General features: G+C 64.2%; 12 protein-coding genes. 11 read left to right on the top strand and 1 reads right to left on the bottom strand.

The window, feature by feature from the left end; all coding sequences use genetic code 11:
- Nucleotides 1-22 precede the first annotated feature (22 nt).
- From TMS3_RS15240 to tpx, 4 genes are all read left to right on the top strand, one after another.
- A complete protein-coding gene (locus TMS3_RS15240; RefSeq protein ID WP_025166146.1) occupies nt 23-1750 on the top strand; it encodes an autotransporter assembly complex protein TamA in 1728 nt (575 codons plus the stop codon).
- Nucleotides 1747-5415 (top strand): translocation/assembly module TamB domain-containing protein, encoded by a 3669-nt coding sequence (locus tag TMS3_RS15235; protein WP_025166145.1) that lies wholly within the window; start codon nt 1747-1749, stop codon nt 5413-5415. The genes TMS3_RS15240 and TMS3_RS15235 overlap by 4 nt, the downstream gene beginning before the upstream one ends.
- A gap of 260 nt (nt 5416-5675) precedes the next feature.
- Complete coding sequence (locus tag TMS3_RS15230; protein ID WP_025166144.1) at nt 5676-7019, top strand: alanine/glycine:cation symporter family protein; 1344 nt, start codon at nt 5676-5678, stop codon at nt 7017-7019.
- A 99-nt stretch (nt 7020-7118) separates the two neighbouring features.
- Nucleotides 7119-7619, top strand: a complete 501-nt coding sequence (tpx, locus tag TMS3_RS15225) for a thiol peroxidase (protein ID WP_025166143.1) — start codon at nt 7119-7121, stop codon at nt 7617-7619.
- 96 nt (nt 7620-7715) lie between these two features.
- On the opposite strand, the gene TMS3_RS15220 is transcribed toward tpx, so the two are convergent.
- Nucleotides 7716-8711, bottom strand: coding sequence for an aldo/keto reductase (locus TMS3_RS15220; RefSeq protein WP_025166142.1), 996 nt, complete (start codon nt 8709-8711; stop codon nt 7716-7718).
- A 117-nt stretch (nt 8712-8828) separates the two neighbouring features.
- On the opposite strand from TMS3_RS15220, the gene TMS3_RS15215 reads away from it, so the two are divergent.
- The 7 genes from TMS3_RS15215 (at nt 8829) to TMS3_RS15185 (ending at nt 20469) form a co-directional block, all read left to right on the top strand.
- Nucleotides 8829-9752, top strand: a complete 924-nt coding sequence (locus TMS3_RS15215; protein ID WP_025166141.1) for a LysR family transcriptional regulator — start codon at nt 8829-8831, stop codon at nt 9750-9752.
- 337 nt (nt 9753-10089) lie between these two features.
- Nucleotides 10090-11298, top strand: a complete 1209-nt coding sequence (locus tag TMS3_RS15210; RefSeq protein WP_025166140.1) for an MdtA/MuxA family multidrug efflux RND transporter periplasmic adaptor subunit — start codon at nt 10090-10092, stop codon at nt 11296-11298.
- On the top strand, nt 11295-14393 hold the full coding sequence (locus TMS3_RS15205; RefSeq protein WP_025166139.1) for an MdtB/MuxB family multidrug efflux RND transporter permease subunit: 3099 nt from the start codon (nt 11295-11297) through the stop codon (nt 14391-14393). The genes TMS3_RS15210 and TMS3_RS15205 overlap by 4 nt, the downstream gene beginning before the upstream one ends.
- On the top strand, nt 14390-17497 hold the full coding sequence (locus TMS3_RS15200; RefSeq protein ID WP_025166138.1) for an efflux RND transporter permease subunit: 3108 nt from the start codon (nt 14390-14392) through the stop codon (nt 17495-17497). The genes TMS3_RS15205 and TMS3_RS15200 overlap by 4 nt, the downstream gene beginning before the upstream one ends.
- On the top strand, nt 17494-18945 hold the full coding sequence (locus tag TMS3_RS15195; RefSeq protein ID WP_029866396.1) for an efflux transporter outer membrane subunit: 1452 nt from the start codon (nt 17494-17496) through the stop codon (nt 18943-18945). The genes TMS3_RS15200 and TMS3_RS15195 overlap by 4 nt, the downstream gene beginning before the upstream one ends.
- 157 nt (nt 18946-19102) lie before the next feature.
- Nucleotides 19103-19786 carry a phosphoribosyltransferase gene (locus tag TMS3_RS15190; protein ID WP_025166137.1) on the top strand — a complete coding sequence of 228 codons (684 nt, stop codon included), beginning with the start codon at nt 19103-19105 and terminating at the stop codon, nt 19784-19786.
- A 20-nt stretch (nt 19787-19806) separates the two neighbouring features.
- Nucleotides 19807-20469: a dienelactone hydrolase family protein gene (locus TMS3_RS15185; RefSeq protein WP_025166136.1), complete on the top strand. Its 663-nt coding sequence runs from the start codon at nt 19807-19809 to the stop codon at nt 20467-20469.
- Nucleotides 20470-20579: the final 110 nt, after the last annotated feature.

Below are 20579 nucleotides of genomic sequence, written 5' to 3'. Positions count from 1 at the left end.
CCGCGTGTTAGCATTCCATCCCATGACCCTGCTCACCAAGTTCTGCGCCGCTTTCGCGCTGTTGCTGCTTAGCTCGTCCATCCTGGCCGAGGCGCGGTTGCTCGTCCGCGTCGAGCCGGCCAACAAGGCCCTGAAAGAGAACGTGGAGGGTTACGTCGGCAGTCTGGGCGAGCGTGATGTCGAGTCATTGCAGCGCCTGCAGCGGGTGGCGGAGGGGCAGGCAGAAAAAGCCGCTCAAGCCTTGGGCTACTACCAGGCGCAGATCAGCACTGAAGTGGATGAGGCCGATCCGCCCGGCTTGATCATCCGCATCATCCCCGGCGAGCCGGTACGGCTGCGCGATGTGACCCTGCGAGTCGAGGGCCCGGCCGGCGAGTTGCAGGCGTTTCGTCTGCCCAAGCGCGTCCGCCTGACATCTGGCGAAGTGCTCAACCACGGTCGATACGAAGACGCCAAACGGCATATCCTCAATCAGGCCGCACGCTACGGTTTCTTCCAGGGGCGCTTCACCCGGCAACGTCTGGACATCGACCCGCGTGCCGGAGTGGCGGATGTCGAGTTGATCTATGCCAGCGGCCCACGCTATCGCCTGGGGACGATCGATTTTGCCGGCGACGTGCCCTTCGATGAGCAACTGCTGCAACGTATGGTGCCGTTTGCCACGGACAGCCCCTACGACTCCGAACTGATCGCCGAGCTGTACCAGGCGCTGCGCTCCAGCGGTTACTTCGAGTCGGTACGGGTCGATGCCAACCCCGCCGAGGCTGAGCAGCAGCGGATTCCAGTGAGGGTGCAACTGCACACGCGCTTGCCGCGCACCATGGGGCTGGGCCTGGGCTTTTCCACCGACGTGGGACCCCGTGGCAAGGCCAACTGGACGCGGCACTGGGCCAACCCGCAAGGGCACAGCTATGGCGCGGAAGCGGAGCTGTCGGCGCCAAGGCAAAACGTCGGCCTGTGGTACGACGTGCCACTGGACCCACCGCTGACCGACAAACTGCGCTATGCCGGCGGCTACCAATATGAAGAACTGGCCGATACCGACAGCCTCAGTCGCCTGCTGACCCTTGGCCCGGAGTGGCACAGCAAGCTGGAGAGTGGCTGGCAACGGGTGATTTCATTGAAGTGGCAACACGAGGAATACCGGCTCGGCGATGACGCGGGCTTGAGTACCCTGTTGATGCCCGGCATCAGTTACGCCTACCTGAAGAGCGACAATCCACTCGACCCGAGCCAGGGCTATCGCCTGCAGTTCGACCTGGCAGCGGCCAAGGAGGGACTGCTCTCGGATGCCAACGTGCTGCACGGCAATGTCGTGCTCAAGGGCCTGACCACGCTGGCGCAGAAACACCGCTTTCTCGGTCGGGTGCAATTTGGGGCCACCGAGTCCAATGGGTTTAGTGGGGTGCCGCCGTCCCTGCGCTTCTTCGCCGGCGGCGATCAGACCGTACGCGGTTATGACTACCAGAGCCTGTCACCGGAAAACTCGGACGGCGACAAGATCGGTGGACACTACCTGTTTGCCGCCAGCGCCGAGTACCAATACAGCGTGGCCGAGCGCTGGCGGGTCGCTAGCTTCATCGACCAGGGCAACGCGTTCAATTCGCTGGACTTCACCGGCTTGAAAAGCGCGGTCGGCTTTGGTTTGCGCTGGGTCTCACCGGTTGGCCCGCTGCGCCTGGACCTGGCTCACCCACTGGATGACCAGGGCGGCGTACGCCTGCACTTTTCCATGGGGCCGGAGCTATGAAACGGGTGCTGAAAAACAGCCTGTTGGGCCTGCTCGGCGGCGTGTTGCTGCTTGTGCTCGGCCTGACGCTGTTACTCGGCACTACTGCTGGCAGCCGCTGGGCTCTGGCGCGCGTGCCAGGCTTGCAGGTGGAGAATTTCGGCGGCCGACTGGCCGGGCAGTGGTCCGCTGAGCGGCTGACCTGGCAGCAGAGCGACAACCGGGTGGAGGTCAGCGCGGCCGAATTTGCCTGGTCGCCGCACTGCTTACTGCGCCTGACCCTGTGCATCGAGCGTCTGCACGTCGGGCAAATCAGCCTCACCCTGGCCCCCGGCAGAGAAGACAACGACGAGCCACTGAGCCTGCCGGAGTTGCAACTGCCGTTGGCCTTGCGCCTGGGCGAAGTGCGTATCGGCAGCTTGCTGCTGGATGGCGACGAGCAGCTGCGCGGCTTGCAATTGGCCGCACAATGGCGTGCGGGTGGCTTGCAAATCGACAGCCTGAGCCTGCAGCGTGGCGATTTGGCGCTGGATCTGCACGGCAGATTAGACCCTCGCGGCGACTGGCCGCTGAGTGCCGAAGGCAGCCTGCACCTGCCCGCGCCCGGCCAGCAACCCTGGCAGCTGGCCGTTCAGGTCAGTGGTGACCTGCTCAAGGGCCTGCAGCTGATTGCCGATAGTACGGGCTACCTGAACGGTCGGCTGACCGCCGAGGTGCAGCCGTTGGCCGACCACCTGCCAGCCCGTGCGCGGTTGTTGGCCGACGGTTTCAAGGGCGGCAGCGAACTGCCGGATACCCTGCGCCTGGATAAGCTCGAACTCAATGCCCAGGGCGACCTGGCCCAGGGTTATCGGGTCAACGGCAGTGCCGAGCTGCCAGGGCAGGGCGGACCGTTGGCCCTGACGCTACAGGGCCTGGTTGACGCAGGCGGCGCCGAGGTCGCGGCGCTGGAGCTGAGCGCCAGTGCCGAGCAACGTGTGCACCTCAGCGCCCAGCTGGACTGGCGCGAGGACTTTAGCGTCGACAGCCGTTTCGACTGGCAGGATTTCCCCTGGCGCCGGCTCTACCCCACGGCTGAAGAGCCGCCGGTGCTGCTGCGCCGACTCAAGGGAGAATTGGCGTACCAGAATGGTAACTACCTGGGCCACTTCAACGCCGACCTGGAGGGCCCGGCTGGCGCCTTCAGCCTGCAGAGCCCGTTGAGTGGTGATCTGCAGCAGGTGCACCTGCCCGAACTGCAACTACGCGCCGGTCAGGGGCAGGCCGATGGTCAGCTGAGCCTGGGCTTCGCCGACGCCTTGGATTGGGATGCACAACTGCAGCTGAGCAACTTCGATCCGGCCTACTGGCTGGCTGAGTTGCCCGGTCACCTGGGTGGCCCGCTGCGCAGTCAGGGCCAGTTCAAGGACCAGCAACTGAGCCTGAGTGCCGATATCGACCTCAAGGGGCGTTTGCGTGGCCAGCCGGCGCAGTTTCAGGCCCAGGGAGCGGGTGCCGGCCAGCAATGGACGTTGAGTCGGCTGGACCTGCGCCTGGGGGATAACCGTATCCAGGGCAGTGCGGCACTGGCACAGCACCTCAGCGGGCAGTTGCGCCTGGCTTTACCGCGTCTGGGGCAGCTCTGGCCGCAGCTGCAGGGGCAACTCGACGGCCAACTCGACCTGGCGGGAACCCTGCAAGCACCGCAAGGCCAGTTGCGCATGCAAGGTCAGCGCTTGGCGTTTGCCGAGCAACGACTGAGGCGTTTGCGTCTAGAGGCCAGTCTCGACAGCAACCAGCGGGCTCGGATCGAGCTGAATGGTGAGGGGATCGCCCTAGGCGAGACCCAACTCGGCCAACTCACGCTCGAGGGGCAAGGTGATCAACGGCAGCAGCAGCTTGACCTCAAGTTGCAAGGCCCCTTGTTGCGCAGCAGCTTGGCCCTGGATGGCAGCCTGAATAAAGGCACCTGGCGTGGCCGCCTGAGTCGCGGCGCGGTGCAGAGCGGCGGACAGGATTGGCGCCTGCAACAGCCGGCCAAGCTGGAACGCCTGGCCAACGGCCAGATCAACCTGGGCGCGCACTGCTGGCGTTCGGGGCCGGCCAGCTTGTGCGGTGGGGAACAACGCCTGCAGCCAGAGCCGAAACTGCGCTATCGGTTGACAGACTTTCCGCTCGACAGCCTGGCGCAGTGGCTGCCGAAAGACTTCGCCTGGCAGGGTCAGCTCAACGCCGAGGTACAGCTGGACCTGCCGGCCAGCGGACCCTCTGGGCGAATCCTGCTGGATGCCGGCCGGGGTGTCTGGCGGATTCGTGAGCAGGGACAATGGCTGGACTTCCCTTACGACAGCCTGCGCCTGAGCAGTCAGTTGCGTCCGCAGCGCATCGACACACAGTTGAACCTGCGCGGGGCGAAAATGGGTGAACTGACGCTACTGGCTCAGCTCGACCCGCGCCCGGCAGATAAGCCGCTGTCCGGCGAGTTCCGCCTGAGCGGTCTGGATCTGGCGTTGGCAAGGCCCTTCGTGCCGAGGGTCGAGCAGCTCAGTGGACAGCTCAACGGTAACGGCACCTTGTCCGGCAGCCTGCTGACGCCGCAGGTCAACGGCCGTGTGCAACTGAGCAACGGTGTGATATCCGGCGGCGATCTGCCAACCCAGATCGAGGACCTGCAACTGCAAGCCCTGATAGCCGGCGAGCGTCTGCAACTCAGCGGCGATTGGCGCAGTGGTGAAAAAGGCCAGGGTAGCCTGAGCGGCGAGCTGGCCTGGAGTAGCGGACTAGCCGGCGAATTGCGCGTTCGTGGCAGCAGCTTGCCGGTTACGGTCGAGCCCTATGCCGACCTTGAGGTCGAGCCGGATCTGCGCCTGCGCATCGCCGATGAGCAGTTGTCGGTGGCCGGCAAGCTGCTGATCCCCAGTGGCAAGATAGTCATCCGCGAACTGCCGCCGTCGACGGTCAAGGTCTCCGAGGATGCGCGGATCATTGGTCGCGAAAGCGCCGAGCGGCAACCCACGGCAATTGCTATGGACATCGACGTCGAGGTCGGCCAGGAGCGTCTGAGCTTCACCGGCTTCGGTCTGAAAGCCGACCTGGCCGGACGCGTGCATATCGGCGATGACCTCGACACGCGCGGTGAACTGAACCTCAATAACGGACGTTTCCGCGCCTATGGCCAGCGCTTGACCATTCGCCGTGCGCGGTTGCTGTTCGCCGGCCCGATCGATCAACCCTATCTGGATGTCGAGGCGATTCGCCGGGTCGATGGAGTCACCGCCGGCTTGCGCCTGAGCGGCAATGCCGAACAGCCGAAATCCGAGGTGTTCTCCGAGCCGGCGATGAGCCAGGAACAGGCCTTGTCATACCTGGTGCTCGGCCGGCCGTTGGGGCAAAGCAGTGGCGAGAGCAATCTGCTGGCCCAGGCCGCGTTGTCCATGGGCTTGGCCGGCAGTTCCTCACTGACAGGGAATGTCGCGACCCGACTCGGCATCCAGGACTTTCAACTGGACACCGAGGGCAGTGGTACAAGTACCAGCGTGGTCGCCAGCGGTAACCTGTCGGAGCGGCTGAGTCTGCGTTATGGCGTGGGCGTGTTCGAACCGGCCAACACCGTCGCGTTGCGTTATGAGCTGAGCAAGCGCCTCTACCTTGAGGCTGCCAGCGGTTTGGCCAGTTCACTCGACATCTTCTATAAGCGTGATTTTTAATCGATCATGAAGCGATGTTATCGGCGGTGCCGGCTGGCGGACAAAGTGGCGTGTTGGTATCACCGCAACCGTGCCTGACGCGCCACTGTATGTCAGGTCAATCGAGGATCGGCACGGATAAACGCCGGAGTCGATTGTCGGTCGCGACGTGACCCATCGTTGCGTCTCGATGTCAGCATAAATAGCGCTGTCATTCCGCGGCGCATCTGATCGAGCCGGGTAAAACGCCCGTGCTTAACAAGAAGAAAAAGGAGCCTCAGATGGAATTCCTCAACAACCTGGTCAATCAGATCAATGGTCTCGTCTGGGGGCCGCCGATGCTGGTGATGATCCTCGGCACCGGCCTGTTCCTCATGCTGCGCCTCAAGTTCATGCCGCTGGCGAAGATCGTCCCGGGCTTTCGCTTGATGTGGCAAGGTCGCAAGAAAGACGATGAGGAAAGTGGTGAAATCAGCCCGTTCCAGGCGCTGATGACCTGTCTGGCGGCCACAGTGGGTACCGGTAATATCGCCGGTGTGGCCACGGCTATTTTCCTCGGTGGTCCCGGCGCGCTGTTCTGGATGTGGTGTACCGCCCTGGTCGGTATGGCCACCAAGTACTGTGAAGTGGTGTTAGCGGTGCATTACCGCGAGAAGGACGAGCGCGGCGAGCACGTCGGCGGGCCTATGTACGCGATCAAGAACGGGCTGGGCAAGAAGTGGGTTTGGCTGGGCACCGCGTTCGCCATCTTCGGCGGTTTTGCCGGCTTCGGTATCGGCAACATGGTCCAGGTCAACAGTATGGCCCATGCCCTGGAAGCGACTTTCGCGATTCCGACCTGGGTCACCGGCGTGGTCACCATGGTCGTGGTTGGCCTGGTAATTCTTGGCGGTATCCGGCGTATCGGTAAGGTCGCCGCCTCGCTGGTGCCTTTCATGTGTGTGGCCTATATCGTGGCTGCCATCGTGGTACTGGTGGTAAATGCCGCCGCCATTCCGGCATCGTTCGAGCTGATCTTCACCCATGCCTTCACCCCCATTGCTGCTACCGGTGGCTTCGCCGGCGCCGCGGTAATGGCAGCCATTCGCTTCGGTGTAGCCCGTGGCATCTTCTCCAACGAGGCCGGCCTCGGCACCGCCGGTATCGCTCAGGCCGCGGGCACCACCACCAGCCCGGTGCGCTCGGGAATGATCGGCATGCTCGGCACCTTTATCGACACCCTGATCATCTGCACCTTGACTGGTCTGGCTATCATTTCCTCCGGCGTATGGAGCACCGGCGTCAGCGGGGCGGCACTTTCGGCTGCGGCCTTCGAGTCGGCCATGCCGGGTATCGGCGGCTCCATCTTGACCATAGCCCTGGTGGTATTCGCCTTTACCACCATCCTCGGTTGGAGTTATTTCAGCGAGAAGTGCTGGGAATTCATGGTCGGCGCCAAGGTGATTCAGCCGTTCCGTATTCTCTGGGTGCTGGTCGTTCCCTTGGGCGCCGTCGCTCAACTGGATTTCGTCTGGCTGGTCGCAGACACCTTGAACGGCCTGATGGCGTTGCCCAACCTGCTGTCCTTGTTGCTGCTCAGCCCGATTGTGGTGAAACTGACCCAGGCCCACTTTGCGAAACAATGATGTATCTTAGGCGCGCCTTGATCTGACCCGTCGGTCAGCTTTATGGCGCGCGCTGTGTTCTACTCTTCAATCCTCCACGTTGCAGAAAGGATCAATCTCATGTCGCAAGTCACCCTCAAAGGCAGCCCGGTACAAGTCGCTGGCCAACTGCCGCAAGCCGGTCAGCAAGCGCCTGCGTTCACCCTGGTCGGCGCCGGCCTGGCCGACGTCAGCCTGAGCAGCTTCTCTGGCAAGCGCAAAGTGCTGAATATTTTCCCCAGCGTCGACACCCCGACCTGCGCGACTTCGGTACGTACCTTCAATGCCGGTGCCAGCAAGCTGGATAACACCGTGGTGCTGTGTATTTCCGCCGACCTGCCATTCGCTCAAGCGCGTTTCTGCGGCGCCGAAGGGCTGGACAACGTGGTCAACCTGTCGACCATGCGCGGCGCCGAGTTCCTCAAGAACTACGGAGTAGCCATTGCCGACGGCCCGTTGGTCGGCGTCGCGGCGCGGGCCGTGGTGGTGCTGGATGAGAACGGCAAGGTATTGCACAGCGAGCTGGTCGCCGAAATCGGCAACGAGCCGAACTACGATGCGGTCATGGCCGTACTCAAGTAAGCGCCACCAGTAACGCAGAACGGCCTACCTCGGTAGGCCGTTCGCATGTCAGGGCCTGGTTAATCTCCAGGTAACCAAACAGTCGTCAGGCACGCGTCAACGTGTCAGTTGGGCCATGGAGGAGGGCGCGTAACGCTCGCCCGCCGCTACTTGTGGTGGAAAGATGGCGCTTAACGCGGCCAGATCCGCCGTCGTCAGCTGAACATCCAGCGCCGCGATATTCTCCTCCAGATAGTGACGGCGCTTGGTGCCGGGGATCGGGATCAGATCGTCGCCCTGGGCAAGCACCCAGGCCAGGGCCAGTTGCGAGGCCTTGATGCCTTTCTCCACCGCCAGCCGCTCGACCTGGGCGACCAATTGCAGGTTCTTGGCGAAGTTCGCTCCCTGAAAGCGCGGACTGCTGCGTCGGTAATCGTCCTCGGCGAAATCCTCGGGGCTTTTCAGGGCGCCGGTGAGAAAGCCCCGACCCAGCGGACTGTAGGGAACGAAGGCGATGCCCAGCTTGCGGCAGGTGGCCAATACGCCATTCTCCTCCGGGTCTCGGGTCCACAACGAGTACTCGGTCTGCACGGCACTGATCGGGTGCACGCGGTGGGCGCGTTCCAGCGTCTCGGGAGCGACTTCGCAGAGCCCCAGGTAGCGCACCTTGCCTTGTTGCACCAGTTCGGCCATGGCGCCGATGGTGTCCTCGATCGGTACATTCGGATCGATACGGTGCTGGTAGTAAAGGTCCAGATAATCGGTATTGAGGCGCTGCAAGCTGCCTTCGACGGCTTGGCGCAGGTAGTCCGGGCTGCCATTCAGACCGCGGCCCTGCGGGTCGTTGGGGTCGCGCACTATGCCGAACTTACTGGCGATCACCGCCTGTTGGCGCTTGCCGGCCAAGGCGCGACCGAGCAGCTGTTCGTTGCTGTGCGGCCCATACATATCGGCGGTATCGAGGAAGTTGAGCCCCAGTTCCAGGGCGCAGTGCAGGGTGGCGATGGACTCCTGGTCATCGCGCCCGCCGCTATAGAAATCGCTCATGCCCATACAGCCAAGACCGATTGCCGAGATTGCCGGGCCCTGGGCCCCTAGACGACGCGTTTTCATGATTGACTCCTGTGCAGAACAGCTTATGACCTGGCCGAGTCTGATCATTGATGCTCAATGTATAAACAGCTCTAATACGTATTAACTATTCGTAAAATCACAACAATAAGGTGAGCCATGGACCGTTTACTTGCCATGCAGGTGTTCACCCGTATTGTCGAATTGGGCGCTTTCGGCAAGGCTGCGGACAGCCTGGGCCTGCCACGGGCTTCGGTGACGCTGCTGATCAAACAGCTGGAGCGGCACCTGGGCGTGCAGTTGCTGCACCGCACCACTCGCCAGGTAAGCCCGACCCTGGATGGTCATGCTTACTACGATCGTTGCCTGCGCTTGCTGAGTGACCTGGAGGAGACCGAGTCGTTCTTCTCGCAGACCCGCAACAACCCACAAGGCCGGTTACGGGTGGACCTGCCGACCTCACTGGCGGCGCGGGTGGTGATTCCCGCATTACCGGAGTTCTGCGCCCGCTACCCGCGCATCCAGCTGGAAGTGGGCGCCAGCGATCGACCGGTGGACCTGATTCGCGAGGGCGTGGATTGCGTCCTGCGCGCAGGCGAGGTGCATGACACCAGTCTGATGGCCCGGCCGCTGGCACAACTGCCGCAAATCACCTGCGCCAGTTCCGCTTATCTGCAGCGGCATGGCACACCACAGAGCATTGCCGAACTGCAGGACCACCTCGCGGTTAACTACCTGTCAGCGCTGACCGGTCGCTGTTTCCCATTGGACTTCATCAACGATGGCGAGCGCATCGAGTTGCAACTGCCCGGTAGTCTCTCGGTCAACAGTGCGGAAAGTTATGTGGCGGCATGCGAGGCCGGCATGGGGATCATTCAGGCGCCGTATTACCACCTCTGTGAGCAACTGGCGGCTGGTACGCTGTGCGAGATACTCGCGCAGTATCGACCCGCGCCCATGCCGCTGACGGCGCTGTACCCCCAGCAGCGCCAACTCTCCCGGCGGGTGCGGGTATTCGTCGACTGGTTGGTTGAGCTGTTTGCCCGCGAGGATCTGGTCAGTTGCCCGCAGCCCTTGGATTGAGCGGCGTCGAAGCCCTTTAACAGGCCGTTCAAAAACTACTGCGCTCGGCGATGCGGCGTTGACATCAGCCCGGGACGCGGCGTCTCAAAATGCTCATGTACAACTCGTACACTGCGCTTTTTCGACTGATCTCGCCTTGCTTAGCCTTCGCTCGCTACATTCTTCAACGGTCTGTTAGCCATAACGGAACATCCTGAAACGGCCTGCATGTGGGTGCTTTTCTGTTGCCGCTCAACCACTTGGTTACTCCGCTAAGGGTAAATGGCCGGTAAAGATTCTATGCAGCGGGGCTGACACTGCTTATCGTTCAGGCTCTCAAGAACAGTGACTGCAGACCATGCCCGATACCCGCTCGACTCCGCGCCTTTCCCGTACCTGGCTGATCATCCCGATCCTGCTCGTCAGCGCGCTGCTGCTGTGGTTGCTGTGGCCGGTCAAACCGGCCGAAGAAGGTGGACGTGCTGGCTTCCGGGGCCGAGATGGCGGCCCGGTGCCGGTCAGGGTCACGACAGTCGGCCAGGGCGATTTCAATATCGAGCTGAAGGCGCTGGGCACGGTGACCGCGCTGAATACCGTGAGTGTGCGCAGCCGGGTCGAGGGTGAACTGCTCAAGCTGCTGTTCGAGGAGGGGCAGCAGGTCAAGGCCGGCGATTCACTGGCGCAGATAGACCCGCGTGCCTATCAGATTGCCCTGCAGCAGGCGCAAGGCGCACTGCAGGAGAACCAGGCCCAATTGAAAAACGCCGAGATAGACCTGGCCCGCTATCGCGGTCTGTTCGACGAGGACTCCATCGCCAAACAGACCCTGGATACCCAGCAGGCGCTGGTCAACCAGTACCGTGGCACGCTGAAGACTAACCAGGCTGCGGTGGCCAACGCGCGCCTGAACCTGGAGTTCACTCGGATAGTCGCACCGATCGACGGCCGCCTCGGCTTGCGCCAGGTGGACGCCGGCAACCTGATCAGCAGCGGCGACACCACGCCCATCGTGGTCATCACCCAGGTCAAACCGATCACAGTCAACTTCACCCTACCGGAAAATGAGCTACCGCCGGTGCTGGCCCGCGTGCGCCAGGGCGAGCAGCTACGCGTGCAGGCCTGGGATCGTAGCGAACAACAGCTGTTGGCCGAAGGCACGCTGCACAGCCTGGATAACCAGATTGATACCGCCACCGGCACCGTCAAGCTCAAGGCGCGCTTCGAGAATGCCGACGAGTTGCTGTTCCCAAACCAGTTCGTCAACGTGCGCCTGCGCGTGGAAACCCGCAAGGCGGCCACCCTGATCCCCTCGGCAGCGCTGCAATACGGCTCGAAAGGCACCTTCGTGTTCCTCCTGGATGGGCAGGACAAGGTACAGATCCGCCCGGTCAGCGTCGGCGCCAGCGATGCCGGCAGTGTGTTGATCAACGACGGACTGGCCGTAGGCGAGCGCCTGGTTCTGGAAGGGACCGACAAGCTGAAACAGGGCAGTGCGGTGCAGGTCATCGCCAAACCAGGCGACAAAGCGCAGGCCAGCAAGCCGCTACGCGCGAAGAAAGACGCATGAACGCCTCGCGCCTGTTCATCCTGCGGCCGGTCGCCACCACGCTGCTGATGCTGGCGATTTTCCTGGTCGGCCTGATCGCCTATCGGTTGCTACCGGTGTCGGCCTTGCCCCAGGTGGATTACCCGACCATTCGCGTGCTGACCCTGTATCCCGGTGCCAGCCCCGATGTGATGACCAGCGCGGTGACCGCGCCGCTGGAGCGTCAGTTCGGGCAGATGCCGGGGCTGCAGCAAATGTCCTCGGCCAGTTCCGGTGGCGCCTCGGTGATCACCCTGCGGTTCGCCCTGGAGGTCGATCTGGATGTGGCCGAGCAACAGGTGCAGGCGGCGATCAATGGTGCCACCAACCTGCTGCCCAACGACCTGCCGGCGCCGCCGGTGTACAACAAGGTCAACCCGGCGGACACCCCGGTGCTGAGCCTGGCGATCAGCTCGGCAACCCTGCCGTTGACCGAGGTGCATGACCTGGTCGACACGCGCATGGCGCAGAAGATCGCGCAGATCAGTGGCGTCGGCCTGGTCAGCCTGGCCGGGGGGCAGCGCCCGGCGGTGCGCATCCGCGTCGACCCACAGGCCCTGGCCAGCCACGGCCTCAACCTGAGTGATGTGCGCAGCCTGATCACTGCGTCCAACGTCAACCAGCCCAAGGGCAACTTCGACGGCCCGACCCGGGTCTCGCAGCTCGATGCCAATGACCAGCTCAAGTCCGCCGACGAGTACCGCGGCCTGATCCTCAAGTATGAAAACGCCGCCGCCCTGCGCCTGCAGGATGTCGCCAGCGTGGTCGACGGCGCCGAGAACCTGCGCCTGGCCGCCTGGGCCGACCGCAACGAGACGGTGTTGCTGAGTATTCAACGCCAGCCGGGCGCCAACGTGATCGAGGTGGTCGACCGCATCCACAGGCTATTGCCGAGCATCACCGCCGGTTTGCCCGCCAGCATCGAGGTCAAGGTGCTCACCGACCGCACCCAGACCATCCGCGCGGCCATCAGCGACGTACAGTTCGAGTTGCTGTTGGCCATCGCCCTGGTGGTGCTGGTGACCTTCCTGTTTCTGCGCAAACTGTCCGCCACCCTGATCCCCTCGATAGTCGTGCCGCTGTCGCTGATCGGCACCTTCGCGGTGATGTACCTGGCCGGTTTCTCGATCAACAACCTGACACTGATGGCGCTGACCATCGCCACCGGTTTCGTGGTGGACGACGCCATCGTCATGCTGGAAAACATCAGCCGTCATCTGGAGGCGGGCGAGACGCCGCTGAATGCCGCGCTCAAGGGCGCCAAGCAGATCGGTTTCACCCTGATCTCGCTGACCCTGTCGCTGATCGCGGTGCTGATTCCGCTGTTGTTCATGGCCGACGTGGTCGGGCGCCTGTTCCGCGAATTCGCCATCACCCTGGCGGTGGCGATCCTGATTTCCCTGCTGGTATCGCTGACCCTGACGCCGATGATGTGTGCACGTCTGCTCAAGCAGGAAAAGGAAGATGAGCAGGGTCGTTTCTACCGCGCCAGCGGCGCTTTTATCGACGGCCTGATCGAGCGCTACGGAGTGGGCCTGCAGTGGGTACTCAAGCGCCAGACCCTGACCCTGCTGGTCGCCCTGGGCACCTTGGGCTTGACCGTGCTGTTGTATCTGGCCGTGCCCAAGGGCTTTTTCCCGGTGCAGGACACCGGGGCGATCCAGGGCATTTCCGAGGCACCGCAGAGCATTTCCTTCGGCGCCATGAGCGAGCGCCAGCAACGCCTGGCCGAGGTGATACTGACGGACCCGGCGGTGGCCAGCCTGTCGTCCTATATCGGCGTGGACGGCGATAACCCGACGCTGAACAGCGGCCGCTTGCTGATCAATCTCAAACCCCATAGTGAGCGCGAGGTCACCGCTAGTCAGGTGATCGAACGCCTGCGGCCCGAGCTGGCCCAGGTACCGGGCATCCAGTTGTACCTGCAACCGGTGCAGGACCTGAGCATCGAGGACCGGGTCAGCCGCACCCAGTTCCAGTTCAGCCTGGAGTCGCCGGATATGGCCCTGCTGGAGAGCTGGACGCCCAAGCTGGTCGAGGCCCTGAGTCAGCAGGCGGCGCTAAGCGACGTGGCCAGTGACCTGCAGAACCGTGGCCTGCAGGTGTATCTGCAGATCGACCGCGACGCCGCCGCGCGGCTGGGTGTGAGTGTCAGTGCCATCGATGACGCGCTGTATGACGCCTTCGGCCAGCGGCAGATCTCGACCATCTTCACCCAGGCCAGCCAGTATCGGGTGGTGCTGGAGAGCCAGGGCGCCGGCAGCCTCGGCCCGGCGGCGCTGGAGCAGATCCATGTGCGCAGCGCCAGTGGCGAACAGGTGCGCTTGTCCGCCCTGGCGAAGATCGAGCAGCGCTCGGCTGCACTGCTGGTCAACCATATCGGCCAGTTTCCGGCCGTTACCGTGTCGTTCAACCTGGGCGAGAATACCTCGCTGGGCGAGGCGGTGGCGGTGATCGAGCAGGTCGAGCAGGCCATCGGCTTGCCGGCCGGCATCCAGAGCCGCTTCCAGGGCGCCGCCGAGGCCTTTCGCAGCTCGCTGTCGAGCACCCTGTTACTGATCCTGGCGGCGGTGGTAACCATGTACATCGTCCTCGGCGTGCTCTACGAGAGCTATATCCACCCGATCACCATTCTCTCCACGCTGCCCTCGGCCGGGGTCGGCGCCTTGCTGGCCTTGCTGTTGAGCGGTAACGACCTGGGCCTGATCGCCATCATCGGCATCATCCTGCTGATCGGCATCGTCAAGAAGAACGCGATCATGATGATCGACTTCGCCCTGGAGGCCGAACGCCAGCAGGGCCTGGCCCCCGAGGCGGCGATCTACCAGGCGGCCTTGCTGCGTTTCCGGCCGATTCTGATGACCACCCTGGCGGCGCTGTTCGGCGCCATTCCATTGATGCTGGCCAGCGGCTCAGGGGCCGAACTGCGCCAGCCCCTGGGCATCGTCATGGTCGGCGGCCTGCTGCTCAGCCAGGTGTTGACGCTGTTCACCACGCCGGTGATCTACCTGTGGTTCGACCGCCTTTCGCGGCGCTTCGGTGGGCGTAGCACGGCGGGTGTCGTGATCCAGCCATGAACCTCTCGGCCCCCTTTATCCGTCGTCCGGTGGCGACCCTGCTGCTGAGCCTGGCGATTCTCCTGCTCGGCGGCCTGACCTTCGGCCTGTTGCCGGTGGCGCCGCTGCCGAAAATGGACTTCCCGGCCATTGTCGTCGATGCCAGCCTGCCGGGGGCCAGCCCGCAGATCATGGCCTCCAGCGTGGCCACGCCGCTGGAGCGCTCGCTCGGCACCATCGCCGGCATCAGCGAGATGACCAGCCGCAGCAGCCAGGGCAGCACGCGGATCATCCTGCTGTTCGATATCGACCGCGATGTCGATGCCGCCGCACGCGAGGTGCAGGCGGCGATCAATGCCGCGCGCAACCTTCTGCCCAGCGGTATGCGCAACATGCCCAGCTACCGCAAGGTCAATCCCTCGCAGGCGCCGATCATGGTGCTGTCGATGACCTCGCCGGTGCTGCAGAAGGGCGAACTGTACGACCTGGCGTCCAGCGTACTGGCGCAGAAGCTGGCCCAGGTGCAGGGCGTCGGTGAGGTGCAGATCGGCGGCAGCTCGCTGCCGGCGGTACGCGTGGCCCTGGAGCCGCGCCTGCTTGATCACTACGGCATAGCCCTGGACGAGGTGCGTGAGGCGATCAGTCAGGCCAACGTCGACCGGCCCAAGGGATCGGTGGAAGACGGCACGCGGCACTGGCAGATACAGGCCAACGACCAGTTGGCGAAGGCCGCGGACTACCGCCCGCTGATCATCCGCTACCAGAACGATGCGGCGGTACGCCTGGGTGATGTCGCCGAGGTCAGCGACGGCGTGCAGGACCGCTACAACAGCGGCTTCTACAACGACAATCCGGCGGTACTGCTGGTGATCAATCGCCAGGCTGGCGCCAACATCATCGAAACCATCGCCGACATTCGCGCCCAACTGCCGGCCTTGCAGGCGGTGATGCCGGCCAACGTCACCCTGGAAGTGGCGATGGACCGCTCGCCGGTGATCCGCGCCACCCTGCATGAAGCCGAACGCACGCTGTTGATCGCCGTAGCCCTGGTGATTCTGGTGGTGTTCGCCTTCCTTGGCCGCTGGCGCGCCGCGCTGATCCCGGCGCTGGCGGTGCCGGTGTCGCTGGTAGGCACCTTCGCGGTCATGTACCTGCTGGATTTCTCGCTGAACAACCTGTCTCTGATGGCGCTGATCATCGCCACCGGCCTGGTGGTGGACGACGCCATCGTGGTGCTGGAGAACATCTCGCGGCATATCGAGGCCGGTGAAACGCCCATGGCGGCGGCGTTCAAGGGCTCGCGGGAGGTCGGCTTCACCCTGTTGTCGATGAACCTGTCGCTGGTCGTGGTGTTTCTCTCGATCCTGTTCATGGGCGGCATCGTCAGCAACCTGTTCCGCGAGTTTTCCATCACCCTGGCGGTGGCCATCCTGATCTCCATGCTGGTGTCGCTGACCCTGACGCCGATGCTCTGTGCCCGCTGGCTCAAACCCGAGCGGGCAGAAGGCGAGCAGGCCGGCTTGCAGCGCTTCGGCGCACGGCTGCAGACGCGCGTGCTGGCGGCCTATGCGCGCAGTCTGGATTGGGCCTTGCGCCATCACCGCCTGACCCTGGTTAGCTTGCTGGCGACCGTGGCCTTCAATGTATTTCTGTTCGTCGAAGTGCCGAAGACCTTCATGCCGCAGCAGGACACCGGCCAACTGATCGGCTTCGTCCGTGGTGACGATGGCCTGTCCTTCCAGGTCATGCAGCCGAAGATGGAAATCTACCGCCGTGCCTTGCTCGCCGACCCGGCAGTGCAGAGCGTGGCCGGCTTTATCGGTGGCTCCGGCGGGATCAACAACGCCTTCCTGGTGATTCGCCTGAAAGCCATGGCCGAACGCGATCTGTCCGCCCAGCAGGTGATCGACCGGCTGCGCGACAGCGTGCCGAAGGTAGCGGGTGGGCGCCTGTTCCTGATGCCGGACCAGGACCTGCAATTCGGCGGTCGCCAGGGGCGCAGCTCGGAAAACGAGTATGTGCTGCTGGCCAGCGAGCTGGATGACCTCAACGCCTGGCTGCCGAAGGTGCGCGACGCCCTGGCGGCCTTACCCGAGCTGACCGACATAGACGCCAACGAAGGCGAGGGCGCGCAGCAGATTCGCCTGGTCGTCGACCGCGACGCCGCACGGCGCCTGGGCGTGGACATGAGCATGGTCACCGCGGTGCTGAACAACGCCTTCAGCCAGCGGCAGATTTCCACCATCTACGACAGTCTCAACCAGTACAGCGTGGTGATGGAAATCAACCCCAAGTACGCCGAATACCCGGAGGCGCTCGAGCAGATCCAGGTGATCGGCGCCGAGGGCCAGCGCGTGCCGCTGGCCAGTTTTGCCCACTGGGAGCGCAGCCTGGAGGAGGACAGGGTCAACCATCAGGGGCAGTTCGCCGCGGACAGCATCGGCTACTCCCTGGCCCCGGAGGTGACGCAGGAGCAGGCCAATGCCGCCATCGCCCGGGCGGTGGCCGAGGTCAACCTGCCGACCGAGGTGCAGGGCAGCCTGGGCGGTACCGGCGGCGCCTTCGCCAGCGCCGCCAAGGGCCAGCCGCTGATGATCCTCGGCGCCTTGCTGGTGGTCTACATCGTGCTGGGCATCCTCTACGAGAGCTACATCCACCCGCTGACTATCCTCTCGACGCTGCCCTCGGCCGGGGTCGGCGCCTTGCTGGCGATCATCCTCACTGGCGGCGAGTTCAGCCTGATCTCTTTGCTCGGCCTGTTTTTGCTGATCGGCGTGGTGAAGAAGAACGCCATCCTGATGATCGACCTGGCCCTGCAGCTGGAACGCCAGGACCGACTCAGCCCCGAGGAGTCGATCCGCCGTGCCTGCCTGCTGCGTTTCCGGCCGATCATCATGACCACCCTGGCCGCCATGCTCGGCGCCTTGCCGTTGCTGCTGGGCATGGCCGAAGGCGCGGAGATGCGCCAGCCGCTGGGCCTGACCATCGTCGGTGGGCTTATCCTCAGTCAGTTGCTGACCCTCTACACCACTCCGGTGGTTTACCTCTATCTCGACCGTCTGCGCCACCGGGTCAACCGCTGGCGCGGCGTGCGCACCGATGCCGCCCTGGATACCCCCGTATGAAGCCTGTAATCCTGCGTTCGCTGTGCCTGAGCCTGGCCGCCTTGGCCCTCAGTGCCTGTGCCATTGGTCCTGACTACCGGCGCCCGGACTCGGCCAGCGCCCTGCACTTCAAGCAGGCCGCCGGCTGGAAAGCCGCCGCTCCGGCCGATGAGGCGCTGCGCGGTGACTGGTGGCGGCTGTATGGCGACAGCGAGCTGAACCAGCTGGTCGAACGTCTGAATGCAAACAACCAGAGCCTGGCCAGCGCCGAAGCCCAATACCGCCAGGCCGTCGCCCTGGCGCGCGGTGCGCGGGCGGCGTTCTTTCCCAGTGTCGGTTTCAACAGCGGCGTGACCCGTGCCGGGCAGGGCGGTGGCGACAGCACCATCAGTACCGGCGGCGGCATCAGCGTCAGCGGTTCCAACGCCTCGCAGGTCTCGAAAACCTATGACGCCAACCTCGGCGTCAGCTGGGAGCTGGACATCTGGGGCAAGCTGCGCCGGCAGCTGCAGGCGGACAACGCCAGCATGCAGGCCAGCGCCGCCGATCTGGCGGCCGTGCGCCTGAGCCAGCAGTCGGAGCTGGTGCAAAGCTACCTGCAACTGCGCGTGCTGGATGAGCAGAAGCGCCTGCTGGATGCCACGGTGGCGGCCTATCAGCGCGCGTTCATGATCGCCGACAATCAGTACCGGGCGGGCATAGTGCCGAAGTCCGACGTGACCCAGGCGCTGACCCAGCTGAAGAGCACCGAGGCCGAGGCGATCGACCTTGAGTTTCAGCGCGCCCAGCTCGAACACGCCCTGGCGGTGCTGGTCGGCGTGGCGCCGGCCGAGTTCGAGCTGGCCAGCCGCGAGCATATCCCCGGACTGCCGGCGGTGCCGCTGAGCCTGCCTTCGGTGCTGCTCGAACGCCGCCCGGACATCGCCGCCGCCGAACGCCGGGTGATCTCGGCCAACGCCGCCATCGGCGTGGCCAAGGCCGCCTACTACCCCGACCTGACGTTGTCCGCCAGCGGGGGCTACCGCAGCGGCAGCCTGAGCGACTGGATCAGCATGCCCAACCGCTTCTGGTCGATCGGCCCGGCGTTCGCCGTCAACCTGTTCGACGGCGGCCTGATCCGCTCCCAGGTCGAGCAAAGCGAGGCGCGCTACGACCAGACCGTGGCCGATTACCGGCAAACCGTGCTGGAGAGCTTCCGTGAAGTGGAAGACTTCCTGGTGCAGTTGGCGGTGTTCGAGCGTGAGGCCGTGGTGCAGCAGCAGGCGCTGGAGGCTGCGCGCGAATCGTTGCGGCTGATCCTCAACCAGTACAAGGCTGGCACCGTGGGCTTCAGCGACGTGGTCAGCGTGCAAACCAGTGCCCTGAGCAACGAGCGCACCCGTCTGACCCTGCAAGGCAACCGCCTGAGCGCCAGCGTACAGCTGATCGCCGCCCTGGGCGGCGGTTGGCAGGCGCAGCAGCAGGAGTAGGTAGGACGACGCTGCAATATTCGAGTTGGCCGGCTCGATAGAGGAAAGCGATATAAACCAGCGGTTGATGTAGGGGGAGGGGCGCCGGACTATTAACCCTGATAGGCCGCGTACATGCTGGCGCCTCTCGCGCCAGCGCGCGAGCGAGGGTGGAGCTATGACCCCAGACGCTTCCCTGCACATTCCCATTCGCGACCGGGTGGCCGCGGGTGAAAGCTTGGCGCAACTGTTGCTGGCCTATCGGCAACGTCCCGATGTGATCGTACTGGCCCTGCCACGCGGCGGGGTTCCTGTGGCTTATGAGGTCGCCAGCGCCTTGGACGTGCGCCTGGACCTGATGCTGGTACGCAAACTCGGCGTGCCTGGGCATGCGGAGCTGGCCATGGGCGCCATCGCCAGTGGCGGGGTGCGAGTGATCAACCACGACGTGCTGCATTACGCACGCATCGACCAGGCCAGCATCGACGCGGTGGCCGCGCGGGAAGCCGAGGAGCTGCAGCGCCGTGACCGGGCCTATCGCGGCGAACGGCCGGTGCCGAAGCTGCGCGACCAGCAGGTGATCCTGGTCGACGATGGCGTCGCCACCGGCGCCACCATGCAGGCGGCGATCCGCGCGGCACGCCAGCAGGGGCCAGCACGCATAGTGGTCGCCGTGCCGGTGGCGGCACCTGAAAGCGTGCAACTGCTGCGCAGCCAGGTCGACGAACTTGTCTGCCCGTTGATGCCCGAGATGCTGATGGCGATCGGTCGCTGGTACCTGGATTTCGACCAGACCTCGGACCGCGAGGTGCTCGATCTGTTGCAGCGTGCCTGGCAGCGCCCCTGTGAGCGAGCGACGTAATTCCCGCAGGAGGCCACGCCATGCAACCCCCCGTTCGACGCTTATTGAACCTGACCCTAAGCGATGTGCAGCTGGCTGCCGACTTGCTGCTGCCCGAAGCCGCGACGGGGTTGGTGGTGTTCGTGCATGGCAGCGGCAGCAGCCGGCTCAGCCCACGCAATCAGCAGGTGGCGCTGTATTTTAACGGGCGCGGACTGGCCACCTTGCTGTTCGACCTGCTGACCGAGTCGGAACAGCGCCTGGATCAGGTCAGCCGGGCGCTACGCTTCGACATCCCCATGCTGACCAGGCGCCTGCTCGGGGTGATTGACTGGCTCGCCGCCGACAGCGAACTGCGCCATTTGCACCTCGGTTTGTTCGGTGCCAGCACCGGAGCGGCTGCCGCGTTACTGGTTGCGGCGCAGCGCACGCAGCGGGTGCAGGCGGTGGTCAGTCGCGGCGGCCGCAGTGACCTCGCCGGTGCCGCGCTGGCCGAGGTTCTGGCGCCAACGCTGCTGATTGTCGGCGGCGAAGATTCCCTGGTGTTGCAACTCAATCGCCAGAGCAGCGAGCAACTGCGCTGTACCCAGCGGCTGGTCGTGATACCCGGGGCCAGCCATCTGTTCGAGGAGACCGGCGCCCTGGAAACCGTGGCTCGGGAGGCCGGCGACTGGTTTGAGGGTTACCTGGGCATTCAGGCGTAACCGTCGCTGTTCGCACCGCGCGTCGAGTGCGTGTCGCTAGGGTCTGTTGCCGTTTCATTGCGAGCCACGTTGCCGCGAGAAATGGCCCNNCTCGTGCCTTGCCTCGCGCA

This window comes from Pseudomonas taeanensis MS-3, from assembly GCF_000498575.2.
GTDB lineage: Bacteria > Pseudomonadota > Gammaproteobacteria > Pseudomonadales > Pseudomonadaceae > Aquipseudomonas > Aquipseudomonas taeanensis.
The sequence above is the reverse complement of the archived record's forward strand: the minus strand, read 5'-3'. Positions and strand labels throughout refer to the sequence as shown.

Excerpts from the sequence above, each read along its gene's own strand:
- TMS3_RS15240 (WP_025166146.1), top strand. The coding sequence starts at position 23 with ATGACCCTGCTCACCAAGTTCTGCGCCGCTTTCGCGCTGTTGCTGCTT.
- TMS3_RS15235 (WP_025166145.1), top strand. The coding sequence starts at position 1,747 with ATGAAACGGGTGCTGAAAAACAGCCTGTTGGGCCTGCTCGGCGGCGTG.
- TMS3_RS15230 (WP_025166144.1), top strand. The coding sequence starts at position 5,676 with ATGGAATTCCTCAACAACCTGGTCAATCAGATCAATGGTCTCGTCTGG.
- tpx (WP_025166143.1), top strand. The coding sequence starts at position 7,119 with ATGTCGCAAGTCACCCTCAAAGGCAGCCCGGTACAAGTCGCTGGCCAA.
- TMS3_RS15220 (WP_025166142.1), bottom strand. The coding sequence starts at position 8,711 with ATGAAAACGCGTCGTCTAGGGGCCCAGGGCCCGGCAATCTCGGCAATC.
- TMS3_RS15215 (WP_025166141.1), top strand. The coding sequence starts at position 8,829 with ATGGACCGTTTACTTGCCATGCAGGTGTTCACCCGTATTGTCGAATTG.
- TMS3_RS15210 (WP_025166140.1), top strand. The coding sequence starts at position 10,090 with ATGCCCGATACCCGCTCGACTCCGCGCCTTTCCCGTACCTGGCTGATC.
- TMS3_RS15205 (WP_025166139.1), top strand. The coding sequence starts at position 11,295 with ATGAACGCCTCGCGCCTGTTCATCCTGCGGCCGGTCGCCACCACGCTG.
- TMS3_RS15200 (WP_025166138.1), top strand. The coding sequence starts at position 14,390 with ATGAACCTCTCGGCCCCCTTTATCCGTCGTCCGGTGGCGACCCTGCTG.
- TMS3_RS15195 (WP_029866396.1), top strand. The coding sequence starts at position 17,494 with ATGAAGCCTGTAATCCTGCGTTCGCTGTGCCTGAGCCTGGCCGCCTTG.
- TMS3_RS15190 (WP_025166137.1), top strand. The coding sequence starts at position 19,103 with ATGACCCCAGACGCTTCCCTGCACATTCCCATTCGCGACCGGGTGGCC.
- TMS3_RS15185 (WP_025166136.1), top strand. The coding sequence starts at position 19,807 with ATGCAACCCCCCGTTCGACGCTTATTGAACCTGACCCTAAGCGATGTG.